The sequence below is a fragment of the Phytomonospora endophytica genome (genome assembly GCF_014202425.1).
Classification (GTDB): domain Bacteria; phylum Actinomycetota; class Actinomycetes; order Mycobacteriales; family Micromonosporaceae; genus Phytomonospora; species Phytomonospora endophytica.
Genome location: NZ_JACHGT010000004.1, coordinates 14,307 through 33,898, shown reverse-complemented (window position 1 = coordinate 33,898; position 19,592 = coordinate 14,307). Strand labels below are relative to the sequence as shown.

Below are 19,592 nucleotides of genomic sequence, written 5' to 3'. Positions count from 1 at the left end.
CAGCTCAATATCGAATCAAGGAATGTAGGTGGTGATCAGTTCTGGGCGAGGACCTCGCCGACGTACCTCGCGACCGCGCGGACGGCCGCGATGGTCCCGGGGTAGTCCATCCGGGTCGGGCCGAGCACGCCCAGTCCGCCGACGACGTCCCCCGAGGGTCCGTAGCCGGCGCTGACCACCGAGGTGGCCCGGAGACCGACGATCTCGTTCTCGTCGCCGATCCGGATGTGCAGGGCGGCCGAGGTGTCGACCTCGCCGAGCAGCTTGAGCAGGATGACCTCTTCCTCCAGGGCTTCGAGGATAGGCCTCAGGGATCCGGCGAAGTCGAGGGCGTGCCGGGTGAGGTTGGCCGTCCCGGCGAGCGCGAGGCGCTCCTCTCGTCGTTCGACGAGGGTTTCCAGCAGGACGGTGGACAGGTTGGTCATGGCGGGCCGCAGTTCGGCGGCGGCCTCTTCGACGAGCGACTGGATGAGTCGCGGGGTCTCGGTGAGGCGCGCGCCGGCGAGTTTCTCGTTGACGGTGCGGCGGATGGTGAGGACGTCGGCCTCGGCGACGGGGCCGGGGAGTTCGACGAGACGCTGTTCGACGCGGCCGGTGTCGGTGATCATCACGAGCATGAGGCGGCTGTCGGTGAGGTGCACGAGTTCGAGGTGCCGGACACGGCTGCGCGACAGGCTCGGGTACTGCACGACGGCGACCTGGCGGGTGAGTTGCGCGAGGAGCCGGACGGTGCGGTGGACGACGTCGTCGAGGTCGAGGGCGCCGTCGAGGAAGCGGTGCAGGGCGCGGCGTTCGGCGGCCGTCAGTGGTTTGACCTGGCTGAGGCGGTCGACGAAGAGGCGGTAACCCTTGTCGGTGGGGACGCGGCCGGCGCTGGTGTGGGGCTGATGGATGTAGCCCTCGTCTTCGAGGACGGCCATGTCGTTGCGGACCGTCGCGGAGGACACGCGGAGGTTGTGCCGCTCCACGAGGGACTTGCTGCCGACCGGTTCCTGGGTGGCGACATAGTCCTGGACGATCGCGCGCAGCACGTCGAGCTTGCGCTCATCCATCGGCATCCGGGCGTCCTCCTCGCGCTCTCGTCGATGCGGTTTCCAGCAGGGCTCGAGAGCGTTGCGGCACAGGCCTGGCACTCGGGCAGACTGAGTGCCAGTCTACTGGCGCCGGACCCGGTATTGCCTCCTCGTTCAGGGCGGAGTGATACGGCCACCTTCGGTGACGAGGGCCGCGGTCGCCCCGAAATCGGCGCGGGAGAGTTCGTTGCACGTGTCATGTGCCGTGTTGTCCGGATCCGGGGCGGGATATCCGCCGTCGACCATGCGTGTGGCGCGCAGTTCGCCGCCGGCCCAGTCCCCGTCAATGGTCAAAGTCACCGAGAGGACGCCGCCGACGCCGCGGTTGCCCTCGGTCGATAGGACCCGGTATCCGGCGAAATTTCCGAGACTGTAGGCGATGAGGCGGCCCCGGTAGAACTCCATGCCGCGCATCACGTGGGGGCCGTGACCGATGACGAGGTCGGCTCCGGCGTCGATGACGGCGCGGGTGAAGGCCATCACGTCGCCGCGCTTCTCGCCGAGGAAGATCTCCTCGCCGGGGGCGACGTGGTCCTTGTCGGCGCCTTCGCCGCCGGCCTGCATGCTCATGATCACCAGGTCGTTGCGCTCGCCGGCGGCTTCGACGAGGGCGATGGTCCCGTCGAGGTCGTGCATGTCCTGCGACCAGGAGTAGGGCGACACGCCGACCACGGCGACGTCGACGCCGTCGACGGTGAACTCGGCGTACTCCCCGCGCGTGCCGGTGTGCTCGATCCCGGCGTCGTCGAGGGCGGCGACGGTGTCGGCGAGGCCGCCGGGGCCGTAGTCGAGGGCGTGGTTGTTGGCGAGGTTGAGCACGTCGAAGCCGGCGTCGGCGATGACCTTCGCGTAGGCGGGCGGCATGCGGAAGGCCGCGCAGTTCTCGGCCTTGGGCTTGCACTTGGCGGACTTCTCGCGCTCGGTGAGGGCGCCTTCGAAGTTCCCGATGAGCAGGTCGCCGTCCATGACGCCCTCGGCGCGCCCGAAGAAGCCCTCGGCGCCGTCGGGCGGGAGGTCACCGGGGGCGGACCCGAGGATGATGTCACCGGTCCCGGTGATGGTCACGGTCTTCTCGGGCGGCGGCGCCGAGGTCGATTCGGCGGACGGCGGCGCCCCGAGCGGCGCGTTGAGCGCCGCCTGGGGCATGGGCAGCGCGACGGCGGTCGTGGTGCCCGCGACGGCGAGGACCGCGGCGACGACCGTCAGCCGGGTCAGGCGCGGATCGACCCGGGGCGGCGCGGCGTGGCGTGGGACGTGGCGGGGTCTTCGAGTCGGCATGTGACGTCTTCTCGTCGCGAGCGCCGGGACACTCTCAGTCGGGCAACAGGTCGCGCACGACAGCGTCGGCGAGGAGCCTCCCGCGGAGGGTCAGCCGGGCGATCCCCTCGGCGAAGGCCTCCTCGTCGAGGAGTCCGTCGGCGACGGCGCGAGCCGCCTTCTCGGGCCCAGGCGGCGCCAATGAGGTTACCCGGATACCGTCGACGATCCGTAGTCTTAGCAATACATCTTCGAGGTATCTGTCCTCGTCGGCCAGCAGTTCGCGCCCTTCGCCCGGGGAGACGCCCTCGGCGAGGCGGGCGGCGTAGGCGCTGGGGTGCCGCACGTTCCACCAGCGGACGCCGCCGACGTGGCTGTGCGCGCCGGGCCCGAAGCCCCACCAGTCGCCGCCCTGCCAGTAGAGAAGGTTGTGGCGGCAGCGCGCGGCCTCGTCGCGGGCCCAGTTGGAGACCTCGTACCAGTCGAGGCCCGCCGCCGACAGGGTCGCGTCGGCGGCGAGGTAGCGGTCGGCGGCGACGTCGTCGTCGGGCATCGCGAGCTCGCCGCGGCGGATGCGCGCGGCGAGGCGGGTGCCGTCCTCGACGATGAGGGAGTAGGCCGAGACGTGGTCGACGCCCGCGGCGACGGCCGCGTCGAGGCTGGCGGCCCAGTCCTCGTCGCGTTCACCGGGCGTGCCGTAGATGAGGTCGAGGTTGACGTGACCGAAGCCCGTCTCGCGGGCCTCGACGGCGGCCTGCGCGGCACGGCCGGGCGAGTGCTTGCGGTCGAGGACGGCCAGAACGTGCCGGGCGGCGGACTGCATGCCCAGCGACACGCGGGTGAACCCGGCATCGAGGAGGCGCGCGAGGTAGGCGGGGTCGACCGACTCGGGGTTGGCCTCGGTGCTGATCTCGGCGTCTTCGGCGAGGCCGAAGGTCGCGTCGACGCCGTCGAGGATGCGCGCGAGGTCGTCGGCGGGCAGGAGCGTGGGCGTGCCGCCGCCGAAGAAGACCGTTCGCGCCTTCGGCGCGGTGCCGTCGAGGACGCGCGCGGCCAGGCGCAGCTCGTCGAGGACGAGGTCGGCGTAGGACTCGCGGGTCACGCCCCCGGCCAGCTCGGCGGCGGTGTAGGTGTTGAAGTCGCAGTACCCGCAGCGCGAGGCGCAGAAGGGCACGTGGACGTACACGCCGAAGCCGCGCTCGCCGACGCTCGCGAGGGCGGCGGCGGGCAGCGACCCGTCGCGCGGAACAGGTTCACCGTCGGGTGGGAGTCCAGGCACGGGCGCTAGCGTACGGGACATGACGAGCCACGAGCCCGCCCGATTGGTCCGCTATGCCGTCGATGACGGCGTCGCGACCTTGACACTTGACAGTGATCACAACCGCAACGCGCTGTCGACGCCCCTGATGACCCGGTTCCTCGCGCACCTCGCCGAGGCGATCGCCGACGAGACCGTCCGCGTCATCGTCCTCGATCACAGCGGGAAGGTCTTCTGCTCCGGCGCCGACCTGAAGGAGACCGCCGCGGCCCGCGAGGCCGGGCAGGTGCCCGCCGCGATGCTCACCGACGTCCTCGCCGCACTGTGGGAGTCGCCGAAGCCGGTCGTCGCGCGCGTCGGCGGACCGGCCCGCGCCGGCGGTCTCGGCCTCATCGCCGCCGCCGACATCGCCGTGTGCCGCACCGACAGCACCTTCGCGTTCAGCGAGGTCCGTCTCGGCGTGATCCCGGCGGTCATCTCCGCGACCGTCCTGCGCCGCCTCTCCCCCCGGGCCGCCGCCGAGCTCTACCTGACCGGCGAGGTCTTCGACGGGCACCGGGCCGCCGAGGCCGGACTCGTGACACGCGCGGTCGCCGCCGACGATCTCGACGCGACCGTCGCGGCCTTCACCGCCGCGCTCGTCAAAGGCGCGCCCGGCGCGCTCGCCGGGGCCAAGTCACTGCTCCGTCGACGCCTGGGCGACGACATCCGCACCGAGCTCGCCGAGCTCGCCGGGGAGTCGGCCGGGTACTTCCTGTCGGACGAAGGCCGTGAGGGCGTGGCCGCTTTTCGTGACAGACGCGACCCCTGGTGGGTACCCACTGTGGATGAAGCCACGTAATCTCGAAAGGCCCACGGTGCCCATCGGTCCGACAAGGAGGTGTGGATGCGCGCGCGAAACGTCGTCACGGGAGTCGTGGCGGTCGCGGTGCTCGCCGGAGCCGGGTTCGTCATCGCCGGGCTGCTCGACGCCGAACTGCCGAACCCGTTCGCCAAGCCCATGTGCACGGTGACCGGTACGGACGGATCGGCCATCAAGGTGGACCCGACGCAGGCCTCGAACGCCGCGACGATCGCCGCGGTCGGCGCGAAGATGGACATCTCCGAGCGCGGCGTGGTCGTCGCGCTGGCCACGGCCTACCAGGAGTCGAGGCTGGAGAACATCGAGCACGGCGACCGCGACTCGCTGGGCCTGTTCCAGCAGCGCCCCAGCCAGGGCTGGGGCACCGAGGAGCAGATCCAGGACCCGCGCTACTCGTCCAAGCGCTTCTTCAAGGCCTTGAAGAAGATCGAGGGCTGGGAGGACATGCGTGTCACCGAGGCCGCCCAGGCCGTCCAGCGCAGTGCCTACCCGGAGGCCTACGAGCAGTGGGCCGACGAGTCGCAGGTGCTGGCCGAGGCGATGCTCGGCTCGGTCAACGCGGCCGTGGCCTGCAAGATCGACGACAAGGGCAAGACCGGCGACGACGCGATCCACGCCGTGAAGTCGGAGTTGAGCCTCGACTGGGACGGCGTGAAGCCGGAGTCCGACGGCACCACGATCAAGATGTCCGACGTCGGCAACGGCTGGCAGTTCGCGCACTGGATGGTCGCCTACTCCGAGGACCTCGGCGTGTCGAGCGTGGTCTACGACGGTCACGAGTGGTCGGCCAAGAGCGGCGAGTGGGAGGAGTCCGACAACGCCGCCGGGAAGTCGGTCACCGTCAAGGTGCGCGCGAAGGCGTGAGCTTGACCGGACCGGGTCGATCCCCTAGATTCGGCTCCACATAGGACAAAAGCGGACGCGTCACGCCGAACCGGCGGGCGCGTCCTCTTTCAAGGAGCCGCTTCATGCGCCTGTCGAGAGCCATCGCCGTCACCGCCGCCTTAGCGGCCACGACCTTCACGGGCGTCTGCGGCGCCCAGGCGAGCAACGCCGCCGACGCGAACTTCGACTTCGACTCCCCCGAACAGGTCGCCTCGGGACTCGCGTTCCCCTGGGGCCTGGACTTCCTGCCCGACGGGACGGCGATCTTCGCCGAGCGCGACTCCGCGCTGATCAAGACGGTGACACCCGGTACGTCGCCGCGGACCGTCGGCCAGGTCCCCACCGTCGTCCCCGGCGGGGAGGGCGGGCTGCTCGGGCTGGCCGTCTCCCCCGGCTACGCCACCGACGGCGCCGTCTACGTCTACTTCACCGCCGCCGGCGACAACCGCGTCGCCCGCCTCACCCTCGACGACCTGACCCCGCAGCCGATCGTCACCGGCATCCCGAAGGCCTCCATCCACAACGGCGGACGGCTCGCCTTCGGGCCCGACGGGAAGCTGTACATCACCACCGGCGACGCCGCCGTGCGCGACAACGCCCAGAACCCGGCCAGTCTCGGCGGGAAGATCCTCCGCGTCGAACCCGACGGTTCCGTACCCGCCGACAACCCCTTCCCCGGTTCGCGGGTCTACACCCTCGGGCACCGCAACGTGCAGGGACTCGACTGGACGGCCGCGGGCGAGCTCTACGCCAGCGAGCTCGGCCAGAACACCTGGGACGAGGTCAACCGCATCGTCGCCGGGTCGAACTACGGCTGGCCGATCGTGGAGGGCGAGGGCGGTGATCCCGGCTACGTCGACCCGATCGTCACGTGGACGACCGCGGAGGCCTCGCCGAGCGGTGCGGCGGTCGTCGGTTCGACGATGTACGTGGCGGCACTGCGCGGTCAGCGGCTGTGGACGGTGCCGCTCGGCGGCGGTGCGCCGGTCGACGTGCTGAACGGGACGTACGGGCGTGTCCGCAGCGTCGCGCACGGCCCGGACGGGTGGCTGTGGATCTGCACGAGCAACGGGTCGGGGGACGTGCTGGTGCGTTTCCCGCCGGTCTGAGCGTGTTCCCTCCGCGTGAGCCGCCGGCTCACGCGGAGGGCGGTTCCTAGTCGTAGACGTCCTGGTTGAGGAAGCGCGCGAAGGCGCGCCAGGAGTTCGGGCCCATCTCGCCGTCGACGGGGCCGGTGTAGCCCCATTGCCCGCCGAGCCGCTGGACGGCCGCCCAGGTGTTCGGGCCGGGGACGCCGTCGACGGGACCGGTGTAGCCGTACCCCTTCATGGCGCGCTGGAGGGCGGCGTAGGTGTTGACGCCCGGGTCACCGTCGACGGGGCCGGTGTAGCCCCACTCCATCGACAGCCAGTTCTGCCCGCGCTGCCAGAAGACCGGCCCGGGTACGCCGTCCCGCTCGGTCGCGGTCTTCGGCAGGCCGCCGGGATCGCCCGGGTCTCCCGGATCACCGGGGGTGACGACGTCGAACGCGCCCGCCACGGCGGCGTTGAGGTCGACGCGGTAGCCGCCGACGGAGCCGTTGGACGTGTACTGGTGCGCGCTCCACGCCGGGTACGCCCCGCCGAGGTCGGGGGCGCCGGGGTAGGTGCCGTCGTTGGCGCCCCAGGACGCGATCCACAGTTTCACGCCGAACGCGCCCGTGCGGTTCCACGTGCCCGACCGCAGGTCGGAGGCGTTCATGTAGACCCACGGGACGTGGTCGCCGACGCGTTCGTGGACGCGGGTGAAGAAGGCGGTCACATCGTCGTCGCGCCACAGGCGGGTCGAGTCGTCGAGGACCTCGTCGTCGAGCGCGAGGACGTCGCCGGGGCGGTAGTCGTGGAGGTGGTCGGCGAAGTAGTCGGCGGCCCGCGCGGGCGTCGAGTAGTCGCCGGAGAGCCAGTAGTGCCCGACGCGGAGTCCGGCGGCGCGCGCGCCGCCGACCTGCCGCGCGTAGTACGGGCTGGTGTAGTTCCCTTCGGTGAGCTGTGATCCGCCGGCCTTGACGACGGCGAAGCCGTGGCCCTGACCGCGCACCTGGGCGAAGTCGATCCCGGCCTGTGGGGTGGCCACGTCGACGCCGGTGACCGCGCCGGGCGGGAGGGGCGCCGCCTGGGCGGACGCCCCGGGGATCATGGCCGCTGCCGCGGCGGTGCCGGCCGCCGCCGTGCCGTACAGGAACGCGCGTCTGCTGATCTTCTTGCCTGCCATGCCGACTCCAACGTGGAATGGGGTGCCGCCCGTCGGTGCGAGACTTCGCCGAACACTAGGTGAGGCGCGGCACGGCCGCATCGATCGTTCGACCGATGGGCGGCCGTCGCCGCAGGTCAGGCCGCTACCGCAGCGCCCGCGCACGCGGGAAACCATGCGCACCGGCCGCGAGGACGACCACCGCGACGGGCACCAGCAGCGCCAGGACGCTCCACGGGAAAGACGTCGCGCCAAGCCCGCTCAGCAACACTCCGCCGACGACGCCGCCCGCCGCCATCGCCGCGTTCCACAAGGTGACGAGCATGGCCTGAGCGGCGTCGGCGTGTTCCCCGCCGGCGTCGCCGACGGCGGTCTGGAGCAGCGTCGGCGCGCCTCCCCAGCCCAGTCCCCACAGGGCCACCGCGACGTAGACGAGCGCGGGACTGCCGGCGAGCACGGCCATGATCGCCGCGGCGGCGCCGACGAGGGCGACGCTGGCGATCGTCAGCGCCCGCAGGCGCCGGTTGATGAGCGCGCCGACGGCCCAGATGCTCAGCAGGGAGGCGGCGCCGAAGACGAGGAGGACGAGGCCGGTGGAGCGGCCCATGCCCAGACGGTCGAGGAAGGGCGCGATGTAGGTGTAGAGGACGGTGTGGGCGAGGACGAACACCAGCGTCACGAACAGGACGGGCGCCACGCCCGGGACGCGCAGGGCCCGCAGCATCGGGGTCCGGGCCCCGGCCGCGCGGCCGGGGTGGTCGGGAACGGTCGCGGTGATCCAGGCGAGGAGCACAAGGGTCAGTCCGGTCATCGTCGCGAAGGCCGCCTGCCAGCCCAGGGCCTTGCCGAGGAAGGTTCCGGCGGGCACACCCAGGGACAGCGCGACGGGGATCCCGGCCATGGCCACGGCGATGGCCTTGCCCTGGAGGTGCGCCGGGGCCATGCGGCGGGCGTATCCGGCCAGCAGTGCCCAGGCGAGCCCGGCGGCGACCCCGGCGAGGAAACGCGCGGCCATGGTCAGGGGGTAGTTCGTCGAGATCGCGGTGACGGTGTTGGCGAGCGCGAAGCCCGCCATGGCCGTCAGCAGGAGGCGCTTGCGCCGCCAGCCCGCGGTCGCCGCCGACAGGGGGATCGCGGTCAGCGCGGTGCCGACGGCGTAGACGGTCACCGACTGGCCCATCGCCGGTTCGCCGACGCCGAGGTCGCCGCTCATCGCGGGCAGGACCCCGGCGGGGAGGGTCTCGGTGAGGCTGGTGATGAACACGGCGGTGGACAGGGCGAGCAGGGCGCCCATGGGGAGTTTCGCGCCCGGAGCGCGGGCCGGTGCGGGAACGGTCTCGGTTCGCATGCGACCATGCTCAAACCTTCACATCAATGTGAAGGTCAAGCCGAGGGTCTGTGAGGTCGGGCACGTGCGCATCGGAGAACTGTCGGAACGCACCGGCACACCCCGCCGTCTGCTGCGCTACTACGAGGAGCAGGGACTCATCCTGCCCGAACGCGCGGCCAACGGCTACCGCGACTACGCCGGGTACAACGTCGACCGGGTCGTGCAGATCCGCGGCCTGCTCGACGCGGGCCTGCCCACCAGGATCATCAAGCAGATCCTGCCCTGTCTCGACAAGCCGCGCGCGATCTACTTCCCCGACGCGACGCCGGAGATGATCGCCACGCTCCGGGGCGAGCGGGAGCGGATGGACGACCGGATCCGCTGCCTGACGCGCAACCGGGACGCCATCGGCGACTACCTCGACGCGGTTCTCGCCTACGACCACGCCGAGGCCACCTAGGCCCGCCGACCCCGCACCCACGGCGTGACGACACGTGGCGCCGTGTCGTCACGGTGCCCATGTCCCGCCGGTCGCGTGCCTCGAACTGCGGTTTCGCCGCCGGCCGCACCCGCCGCTCCGGCTTCGGCCGCCGTGACCCTGTGCGACGTCGAGCTGGTGTACGGCGAGTCCGGCAGCCGCGTCGAGGCCTGCAGAAGCGGTTCAACGAGCTCGGGCTCAACCGCGGCGACGAACTCGCCACCCGCGCCCGCGTCATCGCCTTCCAGGGACGCGACAGGCTGGCACTGAACGGGCCACATGTTCAACTGGACCCGCATGGCCGACAAGGGGGCGTGGTCGCGGATCGGCGCGAACGAAAGTGCGGGTCCACACCATGGGCCCGTACTACACGGAGACGACCTGGGTCGCGGCCTACCGCGTCCTCGGTTACCAGACGGTCTGATCCCCGCGCCCTTGGTCAGACCCGTCCCGGCGCCCGTCCGTGCCGGGGCGTCCCGCCGTCACAGCGCGGCGAGGCGTTCGGCGACGGTCTCCGCCTCGGGCACCCCGCAGGTGGTGTACCCGGCGGCGGCGCGAAGCAGGTGGACGCGTCCCGTCGCGACGTCGCCGAGCAGGCAGTGGGCCTCGCCGAGGCCGTGCTCGGCCCGCGCGAGCTCATAGGCGTCCTCCTGCGACTCGGCCAGCGCGGCGGCCCGCTCGTGGTGCCCGACCGCCTCACCGGGGCGGCCGGCGGCGGTGAGGGCGGTGCCGAGGCTGTTGCGGGCGGCGCGCTCCATCGACGGGTCGCCGGTCTCCAGCACGCACGCGACGGCCATGGTGAGGCCGTCGACGGCCTCGGTGTCGCGGCCGAGGCGGCGCAGATCCTCGGCGAGTTCGATGAGCGTCATGATCACTCCGGCGTCGATGCGTTCGCGGCGGCAGTCGTCCAGGCAGGCGGTGTGCAGGGCCAGGGCGGTCGCCGGGTCGCCGAGTTCGCGGGCCAGGTTGCCGCGGAAGCCCTCGATGCGGGTGCGGGTGTGCTCGTCGTCGGCTTCGAGGCGCCGTTCGGCTTCGGCGAGGCGGTGGCCGGCGTCGGCGAAGCGCCCAAGGCGGAGCAGGGGGACGACCATGTTGACGCTGATGAGCACCACGACGGCGTCGGGGGCGTCGGCGGCCAGCGCGAGGGCGGCCGCGTAGGTCTCGACGGCGTCGGCGAAGCGCCCGGAACGCCGGTGCAGGACGGCGACGTTGGTCAAGGTCAGTGCCGCGGCTCCCGTCTCGCCGTGCTCGCGTTTGAGCGCGACGGACCGCTGGAGCTGGACGATCGCCTCCCGGTGCCTGCCCTCGGCGCCGAGTTGCCGGCCCGCGTCGCCGAGTGCGTAGGCCTCTTTCAGGCCGTCGCCGATGCGGCGGGCACTGTCGAGGGCGACATCGTTGAGGGCGGCGTGGGCGGCCCGGTCACGGTCGTAGATGAAGAAGCCGTTGAAGGCCGTGGCCAGGTGCCAGGCCCGGTCGAAGTGCCCGGCGCGGAAGGCCGCGGCCACCGCGCCCTGGAGGTTGCGGCGTTCGGTGTGGAACCACGACACCGCGTCGTCCTGCTCGGTGAAGCCGGGCAGTCCGGCGTCGAAGGCGGCGGCGCCGTCGGCGAACAGCGCCGAACTCGGGGTAACCCGGGCGACGGCCCGGTAGGCGAAGTGCAGGTACACGTCGAGGAGCCGCAGGAGGGCCCCGTCACCGCCGGTCTCTTCGAGCGCCATGAGCCGGGTCGCGAACAGCCGGACGAGGTCGTGCATCCGGTACCGGCCGGGCGCGCGGGTCTCGGCCAGATGGGCGTCGACGAGGGACTCCATCATCGCCGTCGCGCGTTCGGGTCCCTCCTCGCACAGCGCCCCGGCGGCGTGGGCGTCCAGGTCGTCGCCGGGGACGAGCCCGAGCCTGCGGAACAGGCGCCGGTGGGCGGTGTCGAGTTCGAGGTAGGAGGCGCGCAGCCCGGCGGTGACGCCACGGTGTCCCATGTCGAGTTCGTCGAGGAGGCGGCCCTGGTCGGCGAAGCGGGCGAGCAGGTCCTCGACGCGCCAGCCGGGACGGCTGCGCAGGCGGGCCGCGGCCAGTCCCATCGCCAGCGGGAGCCGCCCGCAGCGCTCGGCGAGCAGCGCCGCCTCGGCGTCGCCGATCCGCCCGGGGACGGCGGCGGTCAGCATCGCGGCCGCCGAGGCCTCGTCGGGCGGTTCGAGGTTCACCGAGTACGCCCCGGTGAGCAGGGACATGTCGCGGCGGCTCGTGGCGAGCACGAGGCTGTCGGGCGTCCCGGGCAGCAGGGCCTCGACCTGTTCGGCGCCCAGGGCGTTGTCGAAGACGAGCAGGACCCGGCGTTCGGCGATGACGCTGCGGTAGCGGGCGGTGAGTTCGTCGAGGTCGGCGGGGATGTCGCCGTCGGGCACGCCGAGGGCGCGCAGGACCCGGGTCAGGACGGTCCGCGCGCCCGGGCGGGGCGCGAGGGAGTTGGTGAAGCCGTGCAGGTCGACGAAGAGCTGCCCGTCGGGATAACGCCCGGCCAGGGCGTGGGCGGTCCACACCGCCAGGGAGGTCTTCCCGACACCTGCCATGCCGTGCACCGCGACGGCGGTGGCGCCGTCGTCGACCGCGTCGAGTAAGGCCGCGACGTCGGCTTCGCGGCCCGCGAAGGCGCCGAGCGCGCGCGGCAGTTCTCTGGGCACGACGGCCACCCGTTCCGGCGTGCCGAGCAGCGGGCCGTCGGTCTCGCCGAGGCCGAGGGCCGCGGCGAGCAGCCGGACGGTCCGGGGCTGCGGCCGCACCTTCCCCGACTCGACGTCGCGGACGGTGCGGGTTCCGATGCCGGCCTTGGCGGCGAGTTCCTCCTGGGTCATCGCCGCCCGCAGCCGCAGGCGGCGGAGTCCGCCGGTGGTGTCGAACGCTCCCTCGGGCACGCGCACATGATAGTGCGATCCGGTGCGCGTGCCCGCGTTCGTGAAAGGCGCCCTACGCGGTGTCGAGCGCGCGGGACAGGTCGGCCCACAGGTCGTCGACGTCTTCGAGCCCGACCGACACCCGCAGCAGGTTCTCGCCGATGCCGCCGGCCTCCCGGTCGGACGCCTGGACGACCCGGTGGGTCAGGGACGCCGGGTGCTGGATGAGCGTGTCGACGCTGCCGAGGCTCACCGCGGGTGTGATCAGCTCGACGGCGGCCACGACCTTGTGCGCGTCCCCGTCGACCTCGAAGGCGACGAGCGCGCCACCGCCGTCCATCTGGCCGGGCCGGTCGACGGCCAGGCCCGGGTAGTGCACGGCGGCGACCTTCGGGTGGGCGCTGAGCCGCAGAGCCAGCTCGTGCGCGCTCGCCTGGGCGGCACGGACACGGACGGGCAGCGTCGCCAGCCCGCGCAGGAGCAGGTAGCCGGCGAGGGGGTGGAGGACGCCGCCGGTGGCGACGCGGACCTGGCGCAGGCCGCGCGCGAAGTCCTCGCCGCACGCGACGACGCCGCCGAGCACGTCGCCGTGCCCGCCGAGGAACTTCGTCGCGCTGTGCAGGACCACCGAGGCGCCCCGTTCGAGGGGCCGTTGCAGGACCGGCGTGGCGAAGGTGTTGTCGACCAGCAGCGGCACCTCGCCGCAGTCGGCGGCCAGCGCGGCCAGGTCGAGTTCGGTGAGCGTCGGGTTGGCCGGGGACTCGACGACGACGAGGCCGGTGTCAGGCCGGATCTCGGCGGCGACGCCCTTCGGTTCGGCCCAGGTGACCTCCGTGCCGAGCAGGCCGGAACCGAGCAGGTGGTCGCTGCCACCGTAGAGCGGGCGGACCGCGACGACGTGCCGTTTGCCGGCGGCGGCGGTCGCCAGCAGGCACGCGCTCATCGCGGCCATGCCCGACGCGAACGCCACGGCCGCCTCGGCGCCCTCCAGCTCGGCGAGGGCCGACTCGAAACGCGCGACGGTCGGGTTGTGCAGGCGCGCGTAGATCGGCGACCCGGAGGGCTGCGCACCCGAGGCGAACTCCTCGATGCGCGCGGCCTCGCCGGCGCAGTCGACGGCGGGGTAGGTCGTGGACAGGTCGATGGGGACGGCGTGCACGCCGAGGTCGCCGAGATCGTCGCGGCCGGCGTGCACGGCACGCGTGGCGAAGGAGTGTGCCGGGGTGAGGTTCATGGGCGACAGTGTCGGGCGGTGTACGCCCCACCGGGGCGCGCGCCGGATATCGTTCGGCGCATGCCCGAAACGGTGAGTCTTGACACGGTGGATCTGCGCATTCTCCGTCACCTGCAGAACAACGCGCGGATCACCAACCGCGAACTCGCCGCCGCCGTGCACATCGCGCCCTCGACCTGCCTGGACCGGATCCGCCGGCTGCGCGACGCCGGCGTCATCACCGGCTACGGCGTCCGGCTCGACCCGGGCTCGCTCGGCCGTCCGCTGCAGGCGTTCCTGGCGGTGCGCGTCACGCCGCACCGGCGTCCGCTCGTCGCGGAGTTCGTCGCCCACGCCCGCGCGCTGCCGGAGGTGCGGACCCTGTTCCACCTCGCCGGTCCCGACGACTTCCTCGTGCACGTCGCCGTGCCCGGCGTCGCCGACCTCCAGCGGCTCGTGCTCGACGAGTTCACCTCGCGGCCCGAGGTGTCGCTGGTGCACACCAACCTGATCTTCGAGCAGTGGGAGGGGCCACCGCTCCTGCCGCCCGGGGCCTGAACTCAGCCGACCCGGCGGCCGACCTTCTCCCGCGTCGACTCGGGGATCGCCGGGGCCGTGAGCACCTTCGGGAGCAGCTCCGGCTCGGTGGTCAGCGCGCGGAACATCTCACCGACGGTCAGGTCGTGCTCCTCCGGCCGCGACACGACGGTGATCGCATCGCCCGCGCCGACCTCGCCCTCCTCGACGACGCGCAGGTAGGCGCCTGGCACGGCCCGCTCGGTGAAGCGCTTGATGAGGTCGGGCACGTCCCAGAAACCCGAGAAGGTCCGGCACGGGATCCGCACCGAACTGACCTCGACGACCGCGTCGCCGATCGCCCAGCGCTCCCCGATGAGCGCGCCGGTCACGTCGAGGCCGGTGGTGGTGAGGTTCTCCCCGAAGGCGCCGGGACCGACCGGGCGGTCGAGCTCGGCGCTCCACCACGCCGCGTCCTCGGCGGCGTAGGCGTAGACGGCCTGGTCGAGGCCGCCGTGGTTCTTCAGGTCGACGATGACGTCGCCTTCGACGCCGAGCCGCCCGATGCGCACACGGCCCTCGGCGGGACGCTTGTCGATGCCGGTCCGGCCGAGGCTTCCCGCCCAGCCGCCGCTGCGGAGGACACCGAGATTCACCGTTGCGAGCTTCATACCGACACGCTACGAGACGCCCGCCGCGGCGGCCACGGAGATATCCGGCCCCGGCTGCGACAATCGTCGCCATGCCAGTGATCAAGCGCGTCGGAGCCACCGAGATCATCGCCCTCGAAGACGGCGCCGGGCCCTTCTTCGAACCCCGGGGCAACGCCTTCCCCGACGCGACCGAGGCGCAGTGGGCCGCCGCCGACGCCTTCGACCCGGCCTCCCGCACCGCCGAAGGCGGCTGGTGGCTGAAGTTCCGCTGCTTCGCGCTGCGCCTCGAAGACGGGCGCGTGATCCTCATCGACGCCGGGATCGGGCCCGCCGACTCCCCGGCGGCGTCCTGGGCGCCGGTGCCCGGCGCGCTGCCCGCCGAACTCGCCGCGGCCGGCATCGACCCGTCCGACGTGGACACCGTCGTGATCACACACCTGCACACCGACCACGTCGGCTGGGCCGTGGTCGACCAGAAGCCCTACTTCCCCGAGGCGAGGTACGTGCTCCAGCGCGCCGAGATCAGCGCCGTCGACGACCTCAACCCGGGACTCGCCGACAGTCTCCTCACGCCGCTGCGCGAGCGTGGCCAGCTCGCCCCCGTCGACGGCGAGAAGCGCCTCGCCGGTGCCGTGCGCGTCCTGGCGACACCCGGACACACACCCGGGCACCAGTCGGTGCTGGTCCGCGACGGCGACGACCTCGTCGCCGTCACCGGCGACCTGCTCGTGCACCCGGTCCAGCTGCTGTACCCCGAACTCGCCTACGCCCACGAGGCCGACACCGCGATCGCCCGCGACTCGCGGACGCGACTGCTGCGCGAACTCGGCGAGCGCGGCGGGATCGTCGCGACGCCGCACCTGGGCGAGCCGTTCGTGAACGCGGGGAGCGCGGGGGCGCGGTGAGCGGGAGGTGCGACGGCGCGTCCGACGGGCGGTTGCCGGCAAGCGGTTCCGGTCCTGATCTCGCGGCGAGCACCGCACGGCCTGGCGCCCGGGCCCTCGTGCGGCGCCTCGGCGGCGAGCCGCCGGGGATCACGATGAGCCTCGTTCCCGGGCCACCGCCGACGGCCGTGGCGGTGCGGCCGAGTTCGACGCCCGGGAGGACGCACTGTGCCGGCCGGGACTCCGCGAACGCCCGCCGACCGCCTGCCGCGCTTCGGCTGTGTCGCCGCCTCGGCGTTCTTCGACGGCCCGCTGATCGCCGCCCGGTGGGCACCGGCGGACCGGCCCCGGGCACACGGCCCGAACTGACGCGGACCGCCTCCGGGACGGCCGGCGTGTCCGGAACACCGCCTTCGGGGACTCCGGCCGCGGCGACCGCGAGCCGGAGCTCGCGATCCTCGTCGAGCACCCCGGTGTGGGTGGCGTCGGCGGGCGCTGCCCGGAGCGCCTTCGGCCGGACCGGCGGGCCGCGGCCCGCCGGCGCGTTCCCTACTTCTTCTTCGACTCGGCCGAGTCGTCGGTCGACAGCGCCGCCACGAACGCCTCCTGCGGCACCTCGACGCGGCCGACCATCTTCATGCGCTTCTTGCCTTCCTTCTGCTTTTCGAGGAGCTTGCGCTTACGCGTGATGTCGCCGCCGTAGCACTTGGCGAGAACGTCCTTGCGGATCGCGCGGATCGTCTCGCGGGCGATGACGCGCGAGCCGATCGCGGCCTGGATCGGCACCTCGAACTGCTGCCGGGGGATGAGCTTGCGCAGCTTCTCGGCCAGGCGCACGCCGTAGGCGTAGGCGCTGTCCTTGTGCACGATCGCCGAGAAGGCGTCGACGGGCTCGCCGTGCAGCAGGATGTCGACCTTGACGAGGTCGGCGACCTGCGAGCCGGTGGCCTCGTAGTCCAGGGACGCGTAACCGCGTGTCTTGGACTTCAGCTGGTCGAAGAAGTCGTAGATGATCTCGGCGAGCGGCAGCGTGTAACGCAGCTCGACGCGCTCCTGCGAGAGGTACTCCATGCCCATGAGCGATCCCCGCCGCGACTGGCACAGCTCCATCACGGCACCGACGAACTCGTTGGGCGTGAGGACCGTGGCGCGCACGACCGGCTCGTGGACGGCGGCGCTCTTCCCCTCGGGGAACTCGCTGGGGTTGGTCACCTCGACCTCGGTACCGTCCTCCATGTCGACGGTGTAGACGACGTTGGGTGCCGTCGAGATCAGGTCGAGCCCGAACTCGCGCTCCAGCCGCTCGCGGATGATCTCCAGGTGCAGCAGGCCGAGGAAGCCGCAGCGGAACCCGAAACCGAGGGCCGCGGAGGTCTCCGGTTCGTAGACGAGGGCGGCGTCGTTGAGCTTGAGCTTGTCGAGCGCCTCGCGCAGGTCGGGGTAGTCGGAGCCGTCGATCGGGTAGAGGCCCGAGTAGACCATCGGCTTGGGGTCGGCGTAGCCGCCGAGCGCCTCCCGCGCGGGCCGGTTGTTCAGCGTGACGGTGTCGCCGACCTTCGACTGGCGCACGTCCTTCACACCGGTGATGAGGTAGCCGACCTCGCCGACGCCGAGGGCCTTCGACTTGATGGGCTCGGGCGAGATGACGCCGATCTCCAGAAGCTCGTGGACGGCGCCGGTCGACATCATCTTGATGCGGTCGCGCGCTTCGAGCAGCCCGTCGATGACGCGGACGTAGGTGACGACGCCCCGGTAGGTGTCGTAGACCGAGTCGAAGATCATGGCCCGGGCGGGCGCCTCGGGCTCGCCGACGGGCGGCGGGAACTGGTGCACGATCTGGTCGAGCAGCTCGGCGACGCCCGCGCCGGTCTTGCCCGACACGCGCAGGCAGTCCTCCGGCTCGCAGCCGATGAGGTGCGCGAGCTCCTCGGCGTACTTCTCCGGTTGCGCGGCCGGGAGGTCGATCTTGTTGAGCACCGGGATGATCGTGAGGTCGTTCTCCAGCGCCAGGTACAGGTTCGCGAGGGTCTGGGCCTCGATGCCCTGGGCGGCGTCGACGAGCAGCACGGCGCCCTCGCAGGCGGCCAGCGAACGTGAGACCTCGTAGGTGAAGTCGACGTGGCCGGGCGTGTCGATCATGTTGAGCACGAACTCGTCGCCGTCGCGCTCACCGGAGCGGGCCGTCCACGGCATGCGCACGGCCTGGCTCTTGATGGTGATGCCGCGCTCACGCTCGATGTCCATGCGGTCGAGGTACTGGGCGCGCATCTGGCGCTGGTCGACGACCTCGGTGATCTGGAGCATGCGGTCGGCGAGGGTGGACTTGCCGTGGTCGATGTGCGCGATGATGCAGAAGTTCCGGATCCGCTGCGGATCGGTGCCGCCGGGCGCGTACGTCACTTCCATCATCCATTCGCGTGGTGTTAGGTGGGGGCTGCTGCGGTGTCAATGATCCCATGGGCTTGATCACCGCTTATGCGGTGGCATCGAGTGGCGACGGGTGACACGATCGGTCGCCATGAGCAGTGACATCGCCGTCCCCTACGACCGCACCGCCGAACGCCCCGAGGCTGAAAGCCTACCTTCGGAGGTGCGCGCCCTCATCGAGCGTGAGCTGGCGGGCCCGATCGTCTCGGCGCCGCCGGCCGGCGGCGGGTTCACCGGGGGTTTCGCGGCGGTCGTCACCGCCGCGGAGGGCCGGTCGCTGTTCGTGAAGGCCGCGGGGCCCGACAAGCCGCACGTGCTGAGCTCGTACCGTCGCGAGGCCGAGATCAACCGGGCGCTGCCCGCGGATCTGCCCGCGCCGACGATGCTGTTCGCCGAGGAGACCGCCGGCTGGGCGGTGCTCGGCTTCGAGGCGGTCGAGGCCCGTCCCACGACGCTGCCGATGGCGCCGGCGGATCTGGATGTGATGCTCGACGCGTGGGCGCGCGCCGCCGAGGTCCTCACGCCGGTCCCCGACGCGCTGCGCGCCGCCGGTATCCGCACCCTCGCCGAGGACGCCGGGGATCAGTTCCACAACTTCACCCGCGCCGCCTCCGGCCAGGCGCCGATCCACCGGGCGGTTCCCGTGGACCGTCTCGACGAGCTGGCGACGCTGGAGCAGGGGATCTTCCCGGCGGTGGCCGCCGACGCCGTCACGCACGGGGATCTGCGTCCCGACAACATGATCCTGGGCCCGTCGGGCGTGCTGATCTGCGACTGGAACTGGCCGGCGATCGCCGCGCCCTGGTTCGACACGGTGTTCCTGCTGATCACCGCGCACGGTGACGGTCACGACGCCGAGAGCCTGTTCTTCGCCCACCCGACCGCGGTGGGCGTCACGGGTGAGCAACTCGACGCGGTACTGGCCGCGGCGGCGGGCTATTATCTGGACCGGGCGCAGCAAAACCCCATCCCCGGAGTGTCGTCCTATCTCCGCCGCCACCAGAGCTGGTGCGGAGAGGCGGCCCTGGCCTGGCTGGCCACTAGACGCGGCTGGTAAGCTTGCCCCTTGTGTGTTGGGCTCCCATGCCCTGCGCGCAGCAGTGTCGACGGAAAGCTCCGCAGGCACTTACCTCCATGCATGCGGACGAATCGAGACCGAGGCTTCAAACGTGGCGAACATCAAGTCCCAGATCAAGCGCAACCGGCAGAACGAGAAGGCTCGGCTGCGTAACAAGGCCGTGAAGTCGTCGCTGAAGACCGCCGTCCGGAAGTTCCGCGAGGCCGTCGACGCGGGCGACGCCGCCACCGCGGGCACCCAGGCCCAGTTCGCCACGCGCGCTCTGGACAAGGCCGCCAGCAAGGGCGTCATTCACAAGAACCAGGCCGCCAACCGCAAGTCTTCGATCACGAAGGCCTACAACGAGCTGGCCGCCGCCAAGTAGCCCGCGAGGGCTGTAGCCCGCGAGGGCTCACACGCTTCAACGGCTCCCACCTTCGGGTGGGGGCCGTTTTGCGTGGGTGGGTGTCGGGCTCGGTGGGTGCGTGTCGGGCTCGGTGGGTGCGTGTCGGGCTCGGTGGGTGCGTGTCGGGCTCGGTGGGTGCGTGTCGGGCTCGGTGGGTGCGTGTCGGGCTCGGTGGG

The 19,592-nt window shown here is 72.1% G+C and carries 17 protein-coding genes; 8 read left to right on the top strand and 9 right to left on the bottom strand.

The window, feature by feature from the left end; genetic code table 11:
• Positions 1-35: 35 nt before the first annotated feature.
• The 3 genes from hrcA to hemW all read right to left on the bottom strand — a co-directional run bounded on the left by hrcA (position 36) and on the right by hemW (position 3,630).
• A complete protein-coding gene (hrcA, locus tag HNR73_RS09380; RefSeq protein WP_184786964.1) occupies positions 36-1,058 on the bottom strand; it encodes a heat-inducible transcriptional repressor HrcA in 1,023 nt (340 codons plus the stop codon).
• A 129-nt stretch (positions 1,059-1,187) separates the two neighbouring features.
• The gene (locus HNR73_RS09375; RefSeq protein ID WP_184786963.1) at positions 1,188-2,351 is read right to left on the bottom strand and encodes a CapA family protein; all 1,164 of its coding nucleotides are present in this window, start codon (positions 2,349-2,351) and stop codon (positions 1,188-1,190) included.
• Between the two features lie 34 nt (positions 2,352-2,385).
• Complete coding sequence (hemW, locus tag HNR73_RS09370) at positions 2,386-3,630, bottom strand: radical SAM family heme chaperone HemW (RefSeq protein WP_184786962.1); 1,245 nt, start codon at positions 3,628-3,630, stop codon at positions 2,386-2,388.
• Between hemW and HNR73_RS09365 the strand changes: the two genes are divergently transcribed.
• From HNR73_RS09365 to HNR73_RS09355, 3 genes are all read left to right on the top strand, one after another.
• Positions 3,629-4,429: an enoyl-CoA hydratase-related protein gene (locus HNR73_RS09365; protein WP_184786961.1), complete on the top strand. Its 801-nt coding sequence runs from the start codon at positions 3,629-3,631 to the stop codon at positions 4,427-4,429. The two genes, hemW and HNR73_RS09365, sit on opposite strands and share 2 nt — an antisense overlap.
• Positions 4,430-4,474: 45 nt before the next feature.
• Positions 4,475-5,314: a hypothetical protein gene (locus HNR73_RS09360; protein ID WP_184786960.1), complete on the top strand. Its 840-nt coding sequence runs from the start codon at positions 4,475-4,477 to the stop codon at positions 5,312-5,314.
• A gap of 104 nt (positions 5,315-5,418) precedes the next feature.
• Positions 5,419-6,444: a PQQ-dependent sugar dehydrogenase gene (locus HNR73_RS09355; RefSeq protein WP_184786959.1), complete on the top strand. Its 1,026-nt coding sequence runs from the start codon at positions 5,419-5,421 to the stop codon at positions 6,442-6,444.
• Between the two features lie 46 nt (positions 6,445-6,490).
• On the opposite strand, the gene HNR73_RS09350 is transcribed toward HNR73_RS09355, so the two are convergent.
• The gene (locus tag HNR73_RS09350; RefSeq protein ID WP_203686127.1) at positions 6,491-7,585 is read right to left on the bottom strand and encodes a GH25 family lysozyme; all 1,095 of its coding nucleotides are present in this window, start codon (positions 7,583-7,585) and stop codon (positions 6,491-6,493) included.
• 124 nt (positions 7,586-7,709) lie between these two features.
• Positions 7,710-8,912, bottom strand: coding sequence for an MFS transporter (locus tag HNR73_RS09345; protein WP_184786958.1), 1,203 nt, complete (start codon positions 8,910-8,912; stop codon positions 7,710-7,712).
• A gap of 64 nt (positions 8,913-8,976) precedes the next feature.
• On the opposite strand from HNR73_RS09345, the gene HNR73_RS09340 reads away from it, so the two are divergent.
• A complete protein-coding gene (locus HNR73_RS09340; RefSeq protein WP_184786957.1) occupies positions 8,977-9,354 on the top strand; it encodes a MerR family transcriptional regulator in 378 nt (125 codons plus the stop codon).
• 500 nt (positions 9,355-9,854) lie between these two features.
• Here HNR73_RS09340 and HNR73_RS09335 read toward each other — a convergent pair whose 3' ends face one another.
• Together HNR73_RS09335 and HNR73_RS09330 are read right to left on the bottom strand one after the other, a co-directional pair.
• Positions 9,855-12,281, bottom strand: a complete 2,427-nt coding sequence (locus HNR73_RS09335) for an ATP-binding protein (protein ID WP_184786956.1) — start codon at positions 12,279-12,281, stop codon at positions 9,855-9,857.
• 52 nt (positions 12,282-12,333) lie between these two features.
• Positions 12,334-13,494 (bottom strand): trans-sulfuration enzyme family protein, encoded by a 1,161-nt coding sequence (locus HNR73_RS09330; RefSeq protein WP_184786955.1) that lies wholly within the window; start codon positions 13,492-13,494, stop codon positions 12,334-12,336.
• Between the two features lie 60 nt (positions 13,495-13,554).
• Between HNR73_RS09330 and HNR73_RS09325 the strand changes: the two genes are divergently transcribed.
• Positions 13,555-14,031: an Lrp/AsnC family transcriptional regulator gene (locus tag HNR73_RS09325; RefSeq protein ID WP_184786954.1), complete on the top strand. Its 477-nt coding sequence runs from the start codon at positions 13,555-13,557 to the stop codon at positions 14,029-14,031.
• Positions 14,032-14,033: 2 nt separating this feature from the next.
• Here HNR73_RS09325 and HNR73_RS09320 read toward each other — a convergent pair whose 3' ends face one another.
• Positions 14,034-14,660: an MOSC domain-containing protein gene (locus tag HNR73_RS09320; RefSeq protein ID WP_184786953.1), complete on the bottom strand. Its 627-nt coding sequence runs from the start codon at positions 14,658-14,660 to the stop codon at positions 14,034-14,036.
• A gap of 71 nt (positions 14,661-14,731) precedes the next feature.
• On the opposite strand from HNR73_RS09320, the gene HNR73_RS09315 reads away from it, so the two are divergent.
• Positions 14,732-15,547 (top strand): MBL fold metallo-hydrolase, encoded by an 816-nt coding sequence (locus HNR73_RS09315; protein WP_184786952.1) that lies wholly within the window; start codon positions 14,732-14,734, stop codon positions 15,545-15,547.
• Positions 15,548-16,075: 528 nt separating this feature from the next.
• Here HNR73_RS09315 and lepA read toward each other — a convergent pair.
• Positions 16,076-17,926, bottom strand: a complete 1,851-nt coding sequence (gene lepA / locus HNR73_RS09310; RefSeq protein ID WP_373316606.1) for a translation elongation factor 4 — start codon at positions 17,924-17,926, stop codon at positions 16,076-16,078.
• A gap of 118 nt (positions 17,927-18,044) precedes the next feature.
• Here lepA and HNR73_RS09305 point away from each other — a divergent pair, with 118 nt between their 5' ends.
• Both HNR73_RS09305 and rpsT read left to right on the top strand, forming a co-directional pair.
• On the top strand, positions 18,045-19,010 hold the full coding sequence (locus tag HNR73_RS09305) for a phosphotransferase family protein (protein ID WP_184786951.1): 966 nt from the start codon (positions 18,045-18,047) through the stop codon (positions 19,008-19,010).
• Between the two features lie 112 nt (positions 19,011-19,122).
• Positions 19,123-19,395, top strand: coding sequence for a 30S ribosomal protein S20 (rpsT, locus tag HNR73_RS09300; protein WP_184786950.1), 273 nt, complete (start codon positions 19,123-19,125; stop codon positions 19,393-19,395).
• Positions 19,396-19,592: the final 197 nt, after the last annotated feature.